Source organism: Pontibacter chitinilyticus (assembly GCF_039748935.1).
Taxonomy (GTDB): Bacteria; Bacteroidota; Bacteroidia; order Cytophagales; family Hymenobacteraceae; genus Pontibacter; species Pontibacter chitinilyticus.
Genome location: NZ_JBDIZJ010000005.1, coordinates 159074 through 173305 on the forward strand (window position 1 = coordinate 159074; position 14232 = coordinate 173305).

The window sequence follows — 14232 nt, forward strand, 5'->3', positions numbered from 1 at the left end:
AAGGATCATCAGAACATGAAATTACATAACACGATGGATAAAACGGTTTTCCCCACAGTCGGACTGGTAGAATGGTTCAGGGTTGGCGAACACGCGCGTGTACACCAAGCGCTTGCCGATTTAAAAGAACTGGGGGTTGCGGACCTGAGAACCGGTGTGTCGTGGGCGGACTACTATACAGCGGAAGGCAAAGCCTGGTACGACTGGCTGATACCAACGCTGGCAAAAGAAGTGAACGTGCTGCCCTGCTTCCTGTATACACCGCCTTCGCTGGGCGAACGGCCACGTACCTCCTCCCCACCAAGAGATAAAAAGGCGTATGCGGATTTCCTCGACGTCTTTATCACAGACCTGGGGGAGCACTTTGATTGGGTGGAACTCTGGAACGAGCCGAACAACAAAGTGGAGTATGATTTTACACAGGACTACGGCTGGTTTAAATTTGCCGAGATGGTGGGCGGAGCCGCCTACTGGTGCAAGCAGCGTGGCAAGAAAACACTGCTGGGTGGCATGAGCCCGATCGACCCGAACTTCCTGCTCACCATGTATGAGCGGGGCGTTATGGCGCACATCGATGCCATTGGCATTCATGGTTTTCCGGATGTGTTTGACCAACTGTGGGATGGCTGGGCCGAAAACATACGCGCCGTGCGCGAAGTGATGGAAAGGTATAACGGCACCGCTGAACTATGGATCACGGAAGCCGGTTTTTCGACCTGGCAGCACGACGAGTTTAAGCAGCTGCAGGAATTTAAAGAAGTGCTGAAAGCCGATGTGAGCCGCGTATACTGGTATGGCCTCCACGACCTGAATGCCAGCTTGCCTACTGTAGGAGGTTTTCACGTGGATGAGCGCGAGTATCACTTCGGATTGAAAAAGGCTGATGGCACGTCCAAACTGCTGTACAGGCTGTGGGCGAAACATGGCATCGAGCAGTTGCAGCACCTGAATTACATCAAACGTTCCCTGACGGAAGATACCGGGAAATATACGTTGATAACGGGCGGCGCCGGCTTTGTAGGCACCAACATGGCCAAGCGCCTGCTGGAGCAAGGCAAACGCGTGCTGATATTCGATAGCCTTACCCGCGACGGCGTAGAGCAGAACCTGCAGTGGCTGCACGAAACGTATCCCGGCCAGTTGGAAGTATACGTGGGCGATATCCGTGATCAGCAAACCGTACGTCAGGTGATGAAGAAGGCAGAAGCCGTCTTTCATTATGCGGCGCAGGTGGCCGTTACCACTTCGCTGGACTTACCGATCAATGATTTCGAAGTGAACGCCCGCGGCATTATCAATGTGCTGGAAGCGATCCGGGAGCAGGAAACACCGCCTCCCCTCGTGTTTACGTCTACCAACAAAGTTTACGGCGGCCTCGAAGACCTGAAGTTTATTTCCAATGGCTCCCGTTATTACCCAGCCGATACCACCATCAAAAAGTATGGCATCAGCGAAGCGCGTCCGCTGGATTTTCACAGCCCCTACGGTTGCTCCAAAGGCGCTGCAGACCAGTACGTGTTAGACTATGCCCGCACCTATAACCTGCCCTTGGCTGTGTTCCGGATGAGCTGCATCTATGGCCCGCATCAGTATGGCAACGAGGATCAGGGCTGGGTGGCACATTTCGCCATCCGCGCGATAGAAGATAAGCCGATCAGCATTTACGGTGATGGCAAACAGGTGCGTGATATCCTGTTTGTGGAAGACCTGGTAGATGCCTTCGTGCTGGCGCTGGAACACATAGACGAAGTAAAAGGACAAGCCTTCAATATTGGTGGAGGTGCCGAAAATACGGTGAGCCTGCTGGAACTGCTGAAGACCATTGGCAAGTATAACGGCAAAGAAATTCCGCTGCAGTTTGGTGACTGGCGCCCCGGCGACCAGCATTATTATGTGTCCGATACCCGCAAGTTTCAGCAAGCAACCGGCTGGTATCCGAAGCACAACGTGCAGGAGGGAGTGGCCAAGTTGTACCAGTGGCTTTGCGAGAACCGTGGCCTGGAAGTACACCTGACGCTGCCATCTGAAATAGAGAAAAAAGAACCTGTAAAAAAAGTAGCACTCGCTTAGATAATGCAAGATACGCTGACAACAGAGAAGAAAGAGATCGCTGACGCCCAGGTCAGCACGATGAAAGCCGCTGTTATTACAGCACCAAAAAATGTAGAAGTACAGCAGGTACGTCTGCCGGCGCCCCAAGCCGGGCAGGTACGCATCCGGCTGGAGGGCTGCGGCCTCTGCGCCTCCAACATCCCGGTGTGGGAAGGCCGCGAGTGGTTTAGTTATCCCATTGAAGCCGGTAATCCGGGGCACGAAGGCTGGGGCACAGTAGATGCCGTAGGCGAAGGTGTAAACAGTGTGCAGGTAGGCGACCGGGTAGCAGCGCTTTCTTACAACGCCTATGCCGCTTATGACATGGCCGATGCCAACCAGGTAGTAAAACTCCCGGCGTCGCTGGCAGGCAAGCCTTTCCCCGGCGAGCCGCTGGGCTGTGCCATGAACATCTTTAAGCGCAGCGATATTTCCGAAGGTCAGACCGTGGCCATACTTGGCATTGGCTTTTTAGGAGCACTGCTGGTGCAACTGGCTAAAAATGCAGGTGCCACCGTGATCGCTATCTCACAACGGGAGTTTTCGCTGGAGATAGCAAAGCAGTGCGGTGCCGATGAGGTGATCGCCATGGATGATCACTATAAAATTATTGAAAAAGTTAAGGAACTCACCAACGGAAATTTCTGCGAACGCGTACTAGAGTGCACTGGAAAAGAATGGCCGCTTAACCTGGCCGGTGAACTGACCCGTGAGCGCGGTAAACTCATCATCGCCGGCTTCCATCAGGATGGCATGCGCCAGGTGAATGTTCAGCTTTGGAACTGGCGCGGGCTGGATGTGATTAACGCTCACGAGCGCGATCCGCAGGAGTACATCAAAGGTATAAAAGCAGCTGTAGCAGCCGTAGAGGCAGGTATTCTTCGCCCCGAAAAGCTCTACACGCATACTTATACTTTAGATAATATTGCCTCCGCATTCGATAACCTCGTCAACCGCCCCGACGGTTTTGTAAAAGCCCTGATAACCTACTAACCTATGCAAGAAACGATACTGGACAACCAACAGGAAATACAAGCATCTTCTTCTACTTCATCAACAACCAAGCCCCGGCTCGGCTTTTTGGGTGTGGGCTGGATTGGCCGCAACCGCATGGAGGTAATTGCCAAACACGGCGCCGGTGCAGTAGCTTACGTTGCCGATACGGCGGCACAAAACGCGGAAGAAGCCCTGAAAACGGCTCCGGAAGCAAAGCAGGTAAATTCGCTGGATGCCATTATCAGCGAGCCGGAAGTAGACGGCGTGGTGATTGCCACGCCAAGTGCATTCCATGCCGAGCAAAGCGAACTGGCGCTGGAGGCAGGGAAGGCTGTTTTCTGCCAGAAACCCTTAGGCCGCAATGCCGAAGAAACACGGCGTGTAGTAGAAACTGCCCGCCGCAAGAACAAACTGCTGGGCGTTGATTTATCATACCGGTTCACTGAAGCCATGCAGCAAGTATATAAAGTGGTGCAGAGCGGCGAGTTGGGCCATATTTATGCCATTGAGCTGGTGTTTCACAACGCCTATGGCCCTGATAAAGCCTGGTTCTACGAGCCCAAGCTTTCCGGTGGCGGCTGCGTGATCGATCTGGGCGTGCACCTGGTAGATTTGGCCATGTGGTCGATGAACTTCCCGGCGGTAAAAGAAGTGCACAGCCAGCTGTTTGCAAAAGGCAAGCCAATCGATATTTGCGAAGGTAAAGTAGAGGATTACGCCACAGCCGGCATTGAGCTGGAAGGCAACACCCACATGCAGCTCAGCTGCTCTTGGAACCTGCCGGCCGGCCAGGAAGCCATCATCAGCGCTACCTTTTATGGTACAGAAGGCGGCGTAGCGCTGAAAAATGTAAACGGATCTTTTTACGACTTTGTAGCAGAGCGCTATTACGGCACTAAAACAGAGCGCTTGTGCTCGCCACCAGACGAGTGGTCGGGCAGAGCGGGCGTAGCCTGGGCCGAAAGACTGGCCAAAGGCGAAGGCTTCAGCGAGGAGGCAGAGGAGTTTGTGAAAGTAGCAGAAGTTTTAGATAAAATATACGGGAGATAAATTATGGAAGCACAGCATCCATCAAAGATTTTGATGACAGCCGACACTGTAGGAGGTGTCTGGAATTATACCCTGGAACTGGTTCGGGCGCTGTCGCCCTTCGGCACCCAGGTAACCCTTGCTACCATGGGCGCGCCGTTAAAAGCAGAGCAGCTTCGGGAGGTGGAGGAGATCGGCAACCTGACAGTGTGCGAGAGTTCTTTTCAACTGGAGTGGATGGAGAGCCCCTGGGAAGATATTGAGAAAGCAGGCCAATGGCTGCTGGAGCTTCGCGATAAAGTACAGCCCGACCTGGTGCATCTGAACGGGATGGTGCATGGCAACCTGCCTTGGGGCGTGCCGGTTGTGGTGGTAGTGCATTCGTGTGTGATGTCGTGGTGGCGAGCCGTAAAAGACGAAGAAGCCCCCAAAGCATGGGACAAGTATAAAGAGATGGTTACCCGCGGCCTGCAGGCAGCCGATATGGTGGTGGCACCCACGCAGGCCATGATGCACCAGGCCGAAGACCTGTACGGCCCTTTTAAGTCCCGTACCGTTATTTATAATGGCCGCGGCCAGCACGATTTCCAGTTTGGCAAAAAAGAGCCGTTCGTGTTCAGCTTGGGCCGTGTGTGGGACGAAGGTAAGAACATCTCGATGCTGGCCCATATCGCGTCTGATCTGGCATGGCCAGTATACATTGCCGGTGATGCGAGGCACCCGGCCAGCGGCAAAGAGGTTGAACTGGAAAACGTCCATTTTCTGGGGCAACTGACAGAGAAAGAAGTAGCAGATTGGTTGTCCAGAGCATCTATTTATGCGCTGCCAGCCAAGTATGAACCGTTTGGATTAACCATTCTGGAAGCTGCCATGTCTGGATGCGCGCTGGTAGTGGGCAAAACCGACAGCCTGACCGAAGTATGGGGCAACGCCGCCAAGTACGTAAACCCGAACGATGCCGACGAACTGCGCGATACGATCAGCGACCTGATCGAGGATGAGTTTGCCCGTAACATTATGGCCATGCGCGCCATCAAACGATCACATGGCTATACTTCCGACCCGATGGGCCAGGACTACGACCACGTGTACCGGCAGGTAATGAAGCAAAAGGTAACAGCGTAAGTTAATTTTGAATAATCGAATAACTGAATTTTGAATGGGAGAGGTGTATTGTTCCTGGCCTTCCTATGAGCTTTGGTGCGCTTCAGCTGCTTTTATACCTGTAACCAAAGGCTATACAAGAGGATGAAAAGACATTCAGTTATTCAAAAAATTAAAATTCTGTCATTCAATTATTCAGTCATTCAAAATTCTAAAAATGAACATCACCCTTTTCTACCACTCTATACTATCGGATTGGAACCACGGCAACGCGCATTTTCTGCGTGGCATTGTGCGGGAACTGGAAGAGAGAGGGCATAAGGTGCGCGTATATGAGCCGGAAAATGGCTGGAGTCTGCAAAACCTGGTAGAAGGCTATGGGAAAGAGAAACTGGACGAACTGCAACAGTATTACCCCAACATCCGCACCAACTTTTATACTTTGGAAAGTATAAACCTGGATGATGTATTAACAGATGCGGACCTGGTGCTGGTGCACGAGTGGAACGACCATGAGTTGGTGAAACGCATTGGCGAACACCGGGCAAAAGGCGGCAAGTATAAATTGCTGTTCCACGATACCCACCACCGCGCCGTAACGGAGCGCGACAGTATGGCCAAGTATGACCTGACGCATTATGACGGCGTATTGGCTTTCGGGCAGAAGATCCGTGATTTATACTTGCAGGAAGGCTGGACCAGCAAAGCCTGGACCTGGCACGAAGCGGCAGATACCTCCGTATTCTACCCGCACGAGCACAAAGGCTACGAAGGCGACCTGATCTGGATCGGCAACTGGGGCGATGAAGAACGGACGGCCGAACTGCACGAATTCCTAATCAAACCGGTAAAGGAACTGGGCCTGAAAGCGAAGATTTATGGCGTTCGCTACCCCAAGCATGCCCGCAAGGCGCTGGCTGATGCCGGCATCGAATACGGGAACTGGCTGCCCAACTACAAAGCGCCGGAGGAATTTGCCAAGTATAAAGTAACCGTGCATGTGCCGCGCAGGCCCTACGTAGAGGCGCTGCCGGGCATCCCGACCATCCGGCCGTTTGAGGCGCTGGCTTGTGGCATTCCGCTAATCTCCTCGCCCTGGGACGATGCTGAGCACCTGTTTACGCCGGGCAAGGATTTCCTGGTGGCCCGCACCGGCAGCGAAATGAAAGAGCACCTGCAAACTATTATAAACGACCCTGCAAAAGCAAAGGAAGTGGCAGAACATGGCCTGCAAACCATCCGCAGCCGCCACACCTGTGCCCACCGTGTAAATGAACTGGAGAAAGTATGTGAGGAGTTGGGCATTGCAACATCAAAAATTTATCTCACCCCAAAAGAACAAGTGCTGCATGAAGACTAAGAAACTTAAGATTGCTTTCTTCGGCTCCAGCCTGGTATCTGCATACTGGAACGGTGCTGCCACCTACTATAGAGGAATTATAAGAGCGCTGCACGAGCGCGGCCACCAGGTAACGTTTTACGAGCCTGATGCCTACGACCGCCAGCAGAACCGCGACATGGAAGACCCGGACTGGGCCAAAGTAGTAGTATACGAAGCAACTGAAGCAGCAGCCTTTAGGTGCCTGGAGGCTGCTGCTGCAGCCGACATCGTGGTGAAAGCCAGCGGCGTAGGCGTGTTTGACGAGTTATTAGAGCGCGAAGTACTGAACCTGCAGACCGATGACCGGCTGGTGGTGTTCTGGGATGTGGATGCACCTGCTACACTGGACCGCGTGCACCATAATGCTGATGACCAGTTCCTGCAGCTGATTCCGCAATACGACATGATCCTGACCTACGGCGGTGGCGACCCGGTAGTGAATGCCTACGAAGCGCTTGGAGCGAAAAAGTGCGTGCCGATCTATAATGCGCTGGATACCGCTACACATTACCCCGTAGCGCCGGAGCCGAAGTTTGCCTGCGACCTTGCTTTCCTGGGGAACCGTTTGCCCGACCGCGAGGCACGTGTGGAAGAGTTCTTTCTGAACCCCGCAGCAGCCATGCCCGACAAGCAATTTATTATTGGCGGCAGCGGCTGGGGCGACAAGCAAATGTCAGACAACATAACCTACATCGGACACGTCTATACAAAAGAGCACAACGCCTTTAACTGCACCCCAAAAGCCGTTCTCAACATCAGCCGCGAAAGTATGGCCCGTTATGGCTTTTCGCCGGCGACACGCGTTTTTGAGGCCGCAGGAGCAGGCGCCTGTATTATTACAGACTATTGGGAGGGCATCGGCTTCTTTTTTGAACCGGAAAAGGAAATCCTGGTAGCGAAAAGCGGTGCTGAAGTGGCGGCCATATTAGCTGATCTGTCAGCGGAAAAAGCCAAAGCCATCGGAGAAGCTGCCTATCAAAAGGTGCTGTCGGCGCATACCTACAGCCACCGGGCCGGGCAGTTGGAGCAGCTACTGTACGCAAAAGTAAAACAGACTAAGGAAGCACTGGCATGAACATCGTTATACTAGGCCTGTCCATTACCTCCAGTTGGGGAAACGGCCACGCCACCACCTTCAGAGGGTTGGTTCGCGAACTGAATAATCAGGGGCATGACGTTCTTTTTCTGGAGCGTGATGTGCCATGGTATGCCAACAGCCGCGACCTCCCTGACCCGGAATATTGCCAGACGGAACTTTATGCCTCGCTCGATGACCTGAAGGCCCGGTTTACGGAGCAGGTGCGGGAAGCGGATATGGTGATTATAGGCTCTTATGTGCCGGAAGGTGTATTAGTAGGCGAGTGGGTGTGCAAAACGGCGCAGGGCATCAAAGCTTTTTACGACATCGACACGCCCGTAACGCTGGCCAAACTGGAGCGCGAAGATTACGAGTACCTGCACCCCAACCTCATTCCGAAGTATGATTTATACTTGTCGTTTACGGGCGGCCCCACGCTGGACCTGCTGGAGCGCAAGTATGGCTCACCAATGGCCCGTGCCCTGTACTGCTCCTTCGACCCAACCTTATACTATCCGGAGTTCCAGGATGTGAAGTGGGACCTGGGCTACCTCGGCACTTACTCCGACGACCGCCAGCCACCCCTTGAGAAGCTGATGCTGGATGCGGCACGCCAGTGGGAGGGAGGCCGGTTTGTAGTAGCTGGCCCGCAGTACCCCGAAAGTATAAAATGGCCGGCCAACACGCAGTACATCCATCACCTGCCACCAGCCGAGCACCGCAAGTTTTACAACAGCCAGCGCTACACGCAAAACATCACGCGTGCCGACATGATCAAAGCCGGTTATTCGCCGAGTGTGCGCCTGTTTGAAGCAGCTGCCTGTGGTACGCCCATTATTTCGGATTATTGGGATGGCTTGAACTCGATCTTTAAAATTGGCTCCGAGATTTTGGTGTCGCGCTCGGCTAAAGACACGCTTTGCTTTCTGCGGGAGATCTGCAAATCGGAGCGAAAGATGATTGGCGAACGTGCCCGAAAAAAAGTGCTGTCGCAGCATACCGCCGCACACCGCGCCAAAGAACTCATCAGCTATGCCGAAGAGCTCCTGACGCTGGAGTCGACAGATGGCGAGGAGATGGTGGTGAGTGGCTGAGAGCTATGTATGTAAGCTTTCCTTTTAAACAAGTATAAGTTGCACCACTGCGTCGTTTAGAATGGTCTGGGGGTGCCACTAGTACATGTATAAAACTGATATTAATTCAGTTATTCACTTATTCATTCATTTAAGATAAAATGCATCAGGAGATAGAGCAGCTGGGCCCATGGTTTCATAACCTGCACCTGCCCAATGGCGAACAAACAGTACCTAACCATACATTGGGAGATTTCCCTGCCTTTAAATGGGCTGAGATAGAACCCTACATACCCGCTGACCTGTCGGGGTGGGAAGTGCTGGATGTGGGCTGCAATGCTGGCTTTTATAGTATAGAACTGGCCAAGCGCGGCGCAAACGTGCTGGGCATAGATGTAGACCCGCATTACCTGCGGCAAGCCGAATGGGCCGCCAAGCAATTTGGCCTGCAGGATAAAATAGAGCTCAAGCAGATGCAGGTATACGATGTGGCGCGCCTCGACCGCCAGTTTGACCTGGTATGGTACATGGGCGTACTATACCACCTGCGTTACCCGCTGCTCTCGCTGGACATTCTCTCGCAGAAAACCCGCCGGATGATGGTGTTCCAGACGCTCACCATGCCCGGAAATGAAGCAGCCACGCCGCCCGAAGATTTTGATATCAACGACCGGCAACGGATGCTGGCCCCCAACTGGCCAAAAATGGCTTTTATAGAGAAGCGTATGGCCGGTGATCCTACCAACTGGTGGGCCCCCAATCATGCCGCCATCGAAGCGATGCTACGCTCCTGCGGCTTCCGCGTAAAAGATCGCCCCGGCCACGAAATGTACATACTGGAAGTAGACGAGGCGCTAAAGCAGGGCTTGCACTGGAACGACTCGGAATTGCTCTCCGCTACCGGGCAGGACTGGCAGGAAGCAGTAGAGGAAAAAGTATCGCGCAAAAACGAGTATATGCTGGGCCACAACGGCAGAAAATAGCCTGTGGACGAAGTATAACGGAGCCATACAACGTATAAACCAGAACCATTTGCCGGACCTGCTTACCGCGGGTTCGGCTTTTTTATGCAAGAAAGTGTAACTTGCCGCAAACAAACAGCCCCTGATGACAGCCAAGAAACAGCCCCTACAGCCCTGGAAAGTACTTAAATCGGAACTGGTTTTTAACGAGCCCTGGTATAAGCTGCGCCGCGACCATGTGGAACTGCCCAACGGGATGGTGCTGGATGATTACTATGTTAGCGTGCGCCCCAACGTGGTGCTTACGTTTCCGCTTACGTCAAATAATGAGGTGATTCTGGTGCGGCAGTACAAGCATGCTGCTGCCGGCATTTTTACGGAACTCCCGGGTGGAGTGATAGATGCAGGCGAAACCGACCCGGAAGCGGCTGCCAAACGTGAGCTGCAGGAAGAAACCGGCTATACCTCTGATAACATGGAACTGCTGCTGAAGGTAACCGACAACCCGACAAAAGATACGAACCGGATCTACTTTTTTCTGGCCCGCAATGCCCGTAAAGTCTCTGAGCAGGACCTGGATGCCACCGAAAATATAGAGGTACTCAACGTACCAGTGCAGCAGGTAAGTGCCATGGTACTAAACGGCGAGATCAGCGTGTCCGGCTCCGTAGCGCTATGCTTGCTGGCTTTGCGGAAATTGGGTATCTAAAAGGCAGGCCAGGTAGCCATTGTTTGCAGCAATAGTATAAGCGGAGATCTTCAATTAAAGTAGCCTTCAGCAGTCATATATCCTTTACTATCAGCTCTTATTACGGCCAGCTTACTACTAAAAGCTAGTTCCCGCTCTTCAATCTTCAGAAGCTTTGATAAAAGTACGCCTTAATAAAGCATAAAAAATTTGCAGATTTGGAACTATGTACATACATTTGATGTATATACATTAAATAGTTGCACACCTGCACCAGAAAAGGGGAGGACCGCAGCCGCAGAAGGTAGTTTATACTTGTAGCTGGCTGCTGGTAATGTGCAAGGGTGTTTCGGCTGCTTCTGATAAAGTAGCCGGCAAGTATAAAGAAGAAAAAAGATCCTTACGATTAAAATTTCATACACATGAATCTTACAACAGAAACCACAACCACCTGGGCCGTAGACCCAACCCATTCCAGTGTTAAGTTTGCAATCCGCCATATGCTTATTTCCGAAGTAGAAGGTAGCTTCAACGACTTTAAAGTGCAGGTGAGTGCTTCGGGTGATGATTTTGCTGACGCTGCTGCAGAGGTAAACATACAGGTTGCCAGCATCAATACCGGCAATACCGATCGTGACAACCACCTGCGTGCTGATGACTTTTTCAACGTAGCGCAGTACCCAACTATCAGCTTTAAAAGTACACACGTAGAGCAACTGAACGAAGAAGAGTTCAAGCTGACAGGTAACCTGACGGTGCGCGATGTAACCAAAGAAGTAACATTTAATGTCAGCAAAGGCGGTGTTATCAAAGACCCATATGGCTACACAAGAGCTGGCTTTTTTGTGGAAGGCAAGATCGACCGCTTTGATTTTGGCCTGCAGTATAATGCCTTGATGGAAACAGGCGGCGCCATGCTGGGCAAGCAGGTAAAGCTAAAAGCTCATCTGGAGTTGATTAAACAACAGTAAGCCTTAGGGAGTAAGTATAAGAAAGTACTTTCCATTTTAGTTATAGAGCCATGAACACAGTAGATAACGATAGAGTACACGAACTGATCCGGAGCAGAAAAAGCACCAGAGCGTATAGTTCGGAGCCGGTGCCGGCAGAAGACCTGCAGACGCTTTTTGAAGCCGCGCGTTGGGCGCCCTCCGCTATGAACGAGCAGCCTTGGCGCTTTATTTATGCTGCCAAAGAGGATAACTCCGAAGGCTATAACAAGCTGCTGGATTGCCTGGCTGAAGGAAACCGCATCTGGGCCCAGCAGGCCCCTGTGCTGCTGCTAACCATCGCCAAAACTACTTTTACAACCAACGGCAATGCCTATGCGCATGCCTGGCACGACGTTGGCCTGGCGACAGGCAACCTGCTGGCGCAGGCTACAGAAATGGATTTATACGTGCACCTGATGGGCGGTTTTTCTGCAGAAAAGGCAACCACACTACTGCAGTTGCCTGAAGGGTATCAACCGGTGGTAATGGCCACAGTCGGTTACCTTGGCGATGTGGAGCAGCTGTCTGATAGCCTGAAAGCACGGGAAATTGCCCCGCGTGTTCGCAAACCGCTTAGCGAACTGGTTTTTAATGGCACCTGGGGAAACAGTGCATTTCAAAAGGAGGAAAACTAAAATGAGCAACAAAGTAATAGATAAAGCAAATACACGCGGCCACGCCAACCACGGCTGGCTTGATTCACACCATACCTTTAGCTTTGCGCGGTATTACAATCCGCAGCGTATGGGCTTTGGTGTGTTGCGCGTAATCAACGACGACATAGTGGCACCGGGTATGGGCTTCGGCAAACACCCTCACGACAACATGGAGATCATCTCTATTCCGCTATCAGGAGCGCTGGAGCACCAGGATAGTACCGGCAACAAAAAAGTGATCTATACCAATGATGTACAGATCATGTCGGCCGGAACCGGCCTGACGCATGCCGAGTATAATCACTCTAAAACTGAGAAAGTAAATTTCCTGCAGATCTGGGTATTGCCCAAAGAAGAGGACATTGCCCCGCGTTACGAGCAGAAAACCTTTAGGCCGGAAGACCGCCAGAACAAACTGCAAACAGTAGTGTCGCCGGAGAAAGGTGGTGAAGCCATCTGGATAAACCAGGATGCTTGGTTTTCGCTGGGAACCCTCAACGCCGGTTTTGCAGAGGATTACAAACTGCACAAATCAGGTAATGGCGTGTATGCTTTCGTGATTGAAGGCGAAGTAGAAATTGACGGCGAAAAGCTGAACAAACGCGATGGCATCGGTATCTCCGGAACAGATACCCTCAGTATAAAAGCCAGTTCCAACGCAGAACTCCTGCTGATGGAAGTGCCAATGTAATTTAGAAGATTTTTGATTCGTAATAGAAAGCCCCGGCAAGTTGTGTCGGGGCTTTCTTATGGGCAAGTGGCGCTTGAGGCAAATGCCGCATCACCATAATAGGTAGTGGTACTTACAAGGCTGCTTCAGCGCCCATAGCTTTGAGAGCGTTGTCCAGCTGTTGCAGTTTTTCAGGGTGTAAAATTTGCTTTAGCTTCGTGCAAGTTGTAGCGGCTAGCGTAGCCTACACCGGCCGCGAGTATAAATGCGCCGTTTGGCTGCTGAAATGAACCCGTGATATAAGCCACTAATTCTTTATAGTGCTGTGCCGACACCACATGCGGGCGCTGGTGTTTATTTGGTATAACTCTGCCGGAGATATACTCCACAAGCATGGATGTGGGTATAGGCCACAGCGGCGCCGAAAGTGCCACCTGCGGCATCAGACCATCTATATACGAGAAAATCGGTAGTCGTCCCAGCCAATAACTAGCTAAGTATAGCTACTGTTAGCGGCGGCAAACTACCACTTTCCGGTTATGCTTGCCCTGCGCCTGCAGTTGCTGCCCATGTATATCTATACTAAGGTTTAGTATCTAAGATTTGGAGTTAATGATGATTGTTTAGTTCAACGAGGTATGATACAGTAGGGCTTTCTTTCCGCTCCCATACCATCTTGTTATTTGATACAGATACAACTTGATAGGTAGCAGTTGCTGGGAAGCTTTTGTTACTATCGGCACTATAGGTAAGATAGGTTTTACCGTCGCTGTCCTTTAGAGACCATCCTCCTTCATAATAACCTCCGGTGGCTGGCAAACTAACTTCCATCCAGTCAATACCAAAATTAAAGCTGCTGGTGTTATTAGCAACGCCTTCTTTTTTTATGACTTTGCCGGCCGTATCATACATTACTTTTATCGTTGAGTCAGTATCCCAATAGCCCATAATTTTATCTTCCAGGGGGTGTTTAATTCTTTTTCTAAATTTTAGTTGATGAGGTCCAACAGGGGAAAACCATAATTGAGAAAGGCTGTCATTCACTTCCCAAGTCATGGTACTGTCCGTAATAGATTTGATTTCATATATTTCATATAATAAATTGAAATCGTTTAACTCAAGATAGGTTCTGCCACCACTATCTTTAAGCGTATAATCTCCTCCTCCTTGGTCCATACCTTCTCGGTTGCTCAAAATTGATATATTGTTTTCAGAGATATCATATCTGAGGTAATTTCCTGTCGGCTGAGTTGTCTCTTGTCCGGTAGCATCTGATGTTACATAGGCGTACTGGTACCACTTCCCTAGTATCAACTCACTCACTAGTTTCTGTGGCTCAGGCCGAGGAAAATCCACGTCATCATCGGGATGTTGGCAGCCAACTAGCAGGAGGGGAAAAAAGAGGAGAAACAGTGAAAGTTTGTTTTTCATCTTGGGTAGAAGCTTTAGTGTTTTACTATTATATTCTTTACGCCTATGATGCTATGTGAGATAAAGAATTTGCATTTTATG

General features: G+C 51.3%; 14 protein-coding genes. 12 read left to right on the forward strand and 2 right to left on the reverse strand.

Annotation, left to right across the window (positions count from 1 at the left end; translation table 11 throughout):
• The first annotated feature begins 15 nt into the window (after window positions 1-15).
• The 12 genes from ABDW72_RS10410 (at window position 16) to ABDW72_RS10465 (ending at window position 12741) form a co-directional block, all read left to right on the forward strand.
• Window positions 16-2070 carry an SDR family NAD(P)-dependent oxidoreductase gene (locus ABDW72_RS10410; RefSeq protein ID WP_347158492.1) on the forward strand — a complete coding sequence of 685 codons (2055 nt, stop codon included), beginning with the start codon at window positions 16-18 and terminating at the stop codon, window positions 2068-2070.
• A gap of 3 nt (window positions 2071-2073) precedes the next feature.
• The gene (locus ABDW72_RS10415; RefSeq protein ID WP_347158493.1) at window positions 2074-3084 is read left to right on the forward strand and encodes an MDR/zinc-dependent alcohol dehydrogenase-like family protein; all 1011 of its coding nucleotides are present in this window, start codon (window positions 2074-2076) and stop codon (window positions 3082-3084) included.
• A 3-nt stretch (window positions 3085-3087) separates the two neighbouring features.
• The gene (locus tag ABDW72_RS10420; protein ID WP_347158494.1) at window positions 3088-4137 is read left to right on the forward strand and encodes a Gfo/Idh/MocA family protein; all 1050 of its coding nucleotides are present in this window, start codon (window positions 3088-3090) and stop codon (window positions 4135-4137) included.
• A 3-nt stretch (window positions 4138-4140) separates the two neighbouring features.
• Window positions 4141-5241 (forward strand): glycosyltransferase family 4 protein, encoded by a 1101-nt coding sequence (locus ABDW72_RS10425; RefSeq protein WP_347158495.1) that lies wholly within the window; start codon window positions 4141-4143, stop codon window positions 5239-5241.
• A gap of 196 nt (window positions 5242-5437) precedes the next feature.
• Complete coding sequence (locus tag ABDW72_RS10430) at window positions 5438-6580, forward strand: CgeB family protein (protein ID WP_347158496.1); 1143 nt, start codon at window positions 5438-5440, stop codon at window positions 6578-6580.
• Window positions 6570-7676, forward strand: coding sequence for a CgeB family protein (locus ABDW72_RS10435; RefSeq protein ID WP_347158497.1), 1107 nt, complete (start codon window positions 6570-6572; stop codon window positions 7674-7676). The genes ABDW72_RS10430 and ABDW72_RS10435 overlap by 11 nt, the downstream gene beginning before the upstream one ends.
• A complete protein-coding gene (locus ABDW72_RS10440; RefSeq protein ID WP_347158498.1) occupies window positions 7673-8773 on the forward strand; it encodes a CgeB family protein in 1101 nt (366 codons plus the stop codon). The genes ABDW72_RS10435 and ABDW72_RS10440 overlap by 4 nt, the downstream gene beginning before the upstream one ends.
• Window positions 8774-8913: 140 nt before the next feature.
• On the forward strand, window positions 8914-9735 hold the full coding sequence (locus tag ABDW72_RS10445; RefSeq protein WP_347158499.1) for a TIGR04290 family methyltransferase: 822 nt from the start codon (window positions 8914-8916) through the stop codon (window positions 9733-9735).
• A gap of 124 nt (window positions 9736-9859) precedes the next feature.
• Window positions 9860-10423, forward strand: a complete 564-nt coding sequence (locus tag ABDW72_RS10450) for an NUDIX hydrolase (RefSeq protein WP_347158500.1) — start codon at window positions 9860-9862, stop codon at window positions 10421-10423.
• A gap of 401 nt (window positions 10424-10824) precedes the next feature.
• Window positions 10825-11373 carry a YceI family protein gene (locus ABDW72_RS10455; protein ID WP_347158501.1) on the forward strand — a complete coding sequence of 183 codons (549 nt, stop codon included), beginning with the start codon at window positions 10825-10827 and terminating at the stop codon, window positions 11371-11373.
• A 50-nt stretch (window positions 11374-11423) separates the two neighbouring features.
• Window positions 11424-12029, forward strand: a complete 606-nt coding sequence (locus tag ABDW72_RS10460) for a nitroreductase family protein (RefSeq protein ID WP_347158502.1) — start codon at window positions 11424-11426, stop codon at window positions 12027-12029.
• Window position 12030: 1 nt separating this feature from the next.
• A complete protein-coding gene (locus ABDW72_RS10465) occupies window positions 12031-12741 on the forward strand; it encodes a pirin family protein (RefSeq protein ID WP_347158503.1) in 711 nt (236 codons plus the stop codon).
• 170 nt (window positions 12742-12911) lie between these two features.
• Here the strand turns inward: ABDW72_RS10465 and ABDW72_RS10470 are convergent, their stop codons facing one another.
• Window positions 12912-13115: a hypothetical protein gene (locus ABDW72_RS10470; protein WP_347158504.1), complete on the reverse strand. Its 204-nt coding sequence runs from the start codon at window positions 13113-13115 to the stop codon at window positions 12912-12914.
• Window positions 13116-13329: 214 nt separating this feature from the next.
• Entirely contained in the window at window positions 13330-14151 is an 822-nt protein-coding gene (locus ABDW72_RS10475; RefSeq protein ID WP_347158505.1) for a hypothetical protein, read from the reverse strand.
• Between the last annotated feature and the right edge of the window lie 81 nt (window positions 14152-14232).

Coding starts and splice junctions, on each gene's coding strand:
- ABDW72_RS10455 (WP_347158501.1), top strand. CDS start 10,825: ATGAATCTTACAACAGAAACCACAACCACCTGGGCCGTAGACCCAACC.
- ABDW72_RS10435 (WP_347158497.1), top strand. CDS start 6,570: ATGAAGACTAAGAAACTTAAGATTGCTTTCTTCGGCTCCAGCCTGGTA.
- ABDW72_RS10420 (WP_347158494.1), top strand. CDS start 3,088: ATGCAAGAAACGATACTGGACAACCAACAGGAAATACAAGCATCTTCT.
- ABDW72_RS10430 (WP_347158496.1), top strand. CDS start 5,438: ATGAACATCACCCTTTTCTACCACTCTATACTATCGGATTGGAACCAC.
- ABDW72_RS10460 (WP_347158502.1), top strand. CDS start 11,424: ATGAACACAGTAGATAACGATAGAGTACACGAACTGATCCGGAGCAGA.
- ABDW72_RS10425 (WP_347158495.1), top strand. CDS start 4,141: ATGGAAGCACAGCATCCATCAAAGATTTTGATGACAGCCGACACTGTA.
- ABDW72_RS10475 (WP_347158505.1), bottom strand. CDS start 14,151: ATGAAAAACAAACTTTCACTGTTTCTCCTCTTTTTTCCCCTCCTGCTA.
- ABDW72_RS10450 (WP_347158500.1), top strand. CDS start 9,860: ATGACAGCCAAGAAACAGCCCCTACAGCCCTGGAAAGTACTTAAATCG.
- ABDW72_RS10445 (WP_347158499.1), top strand. CDS start 8,914: ATGCATCAGGAGATAGAGCAGCTGGGCCCATGGTTTCATAACCTGCAC.
- ABDW72_RS10470 (WP_347158504.1), bottom strand. CDS start 13,115: ATGCTTGTGGAGTATATCTCCGGCAGAGTTATACCAAATAAACACCAG.
- ABDW72_RS10415 (WP_347158493.1), top strand. CDS start 2,074: ATGCAAGATACGCTGACAACAGAGAAGAAAGAGATCGCTGACGCCCAG.
- ABDW72_RS10440 (WP_347158498.1), top strand. CDS start 7,673: ATGAACATCGTTATACTAGGCCTGTCCATTACCTCCAGTTGGGGAAAC.
- ABDW72_RS10465 (WP_347158503.1), top strand. CDS start 12,031: ATGAGCAACAAAGTAATAGATAAAGCAAATACACGCGGCCACGCCAAC.
- ABDW72_RS10410 (WP_347158492.1), top strand. CDS start 16: ATGAAATTACATAACACGATGGATAAAACGGTTTTCCCCACAGTCGGA.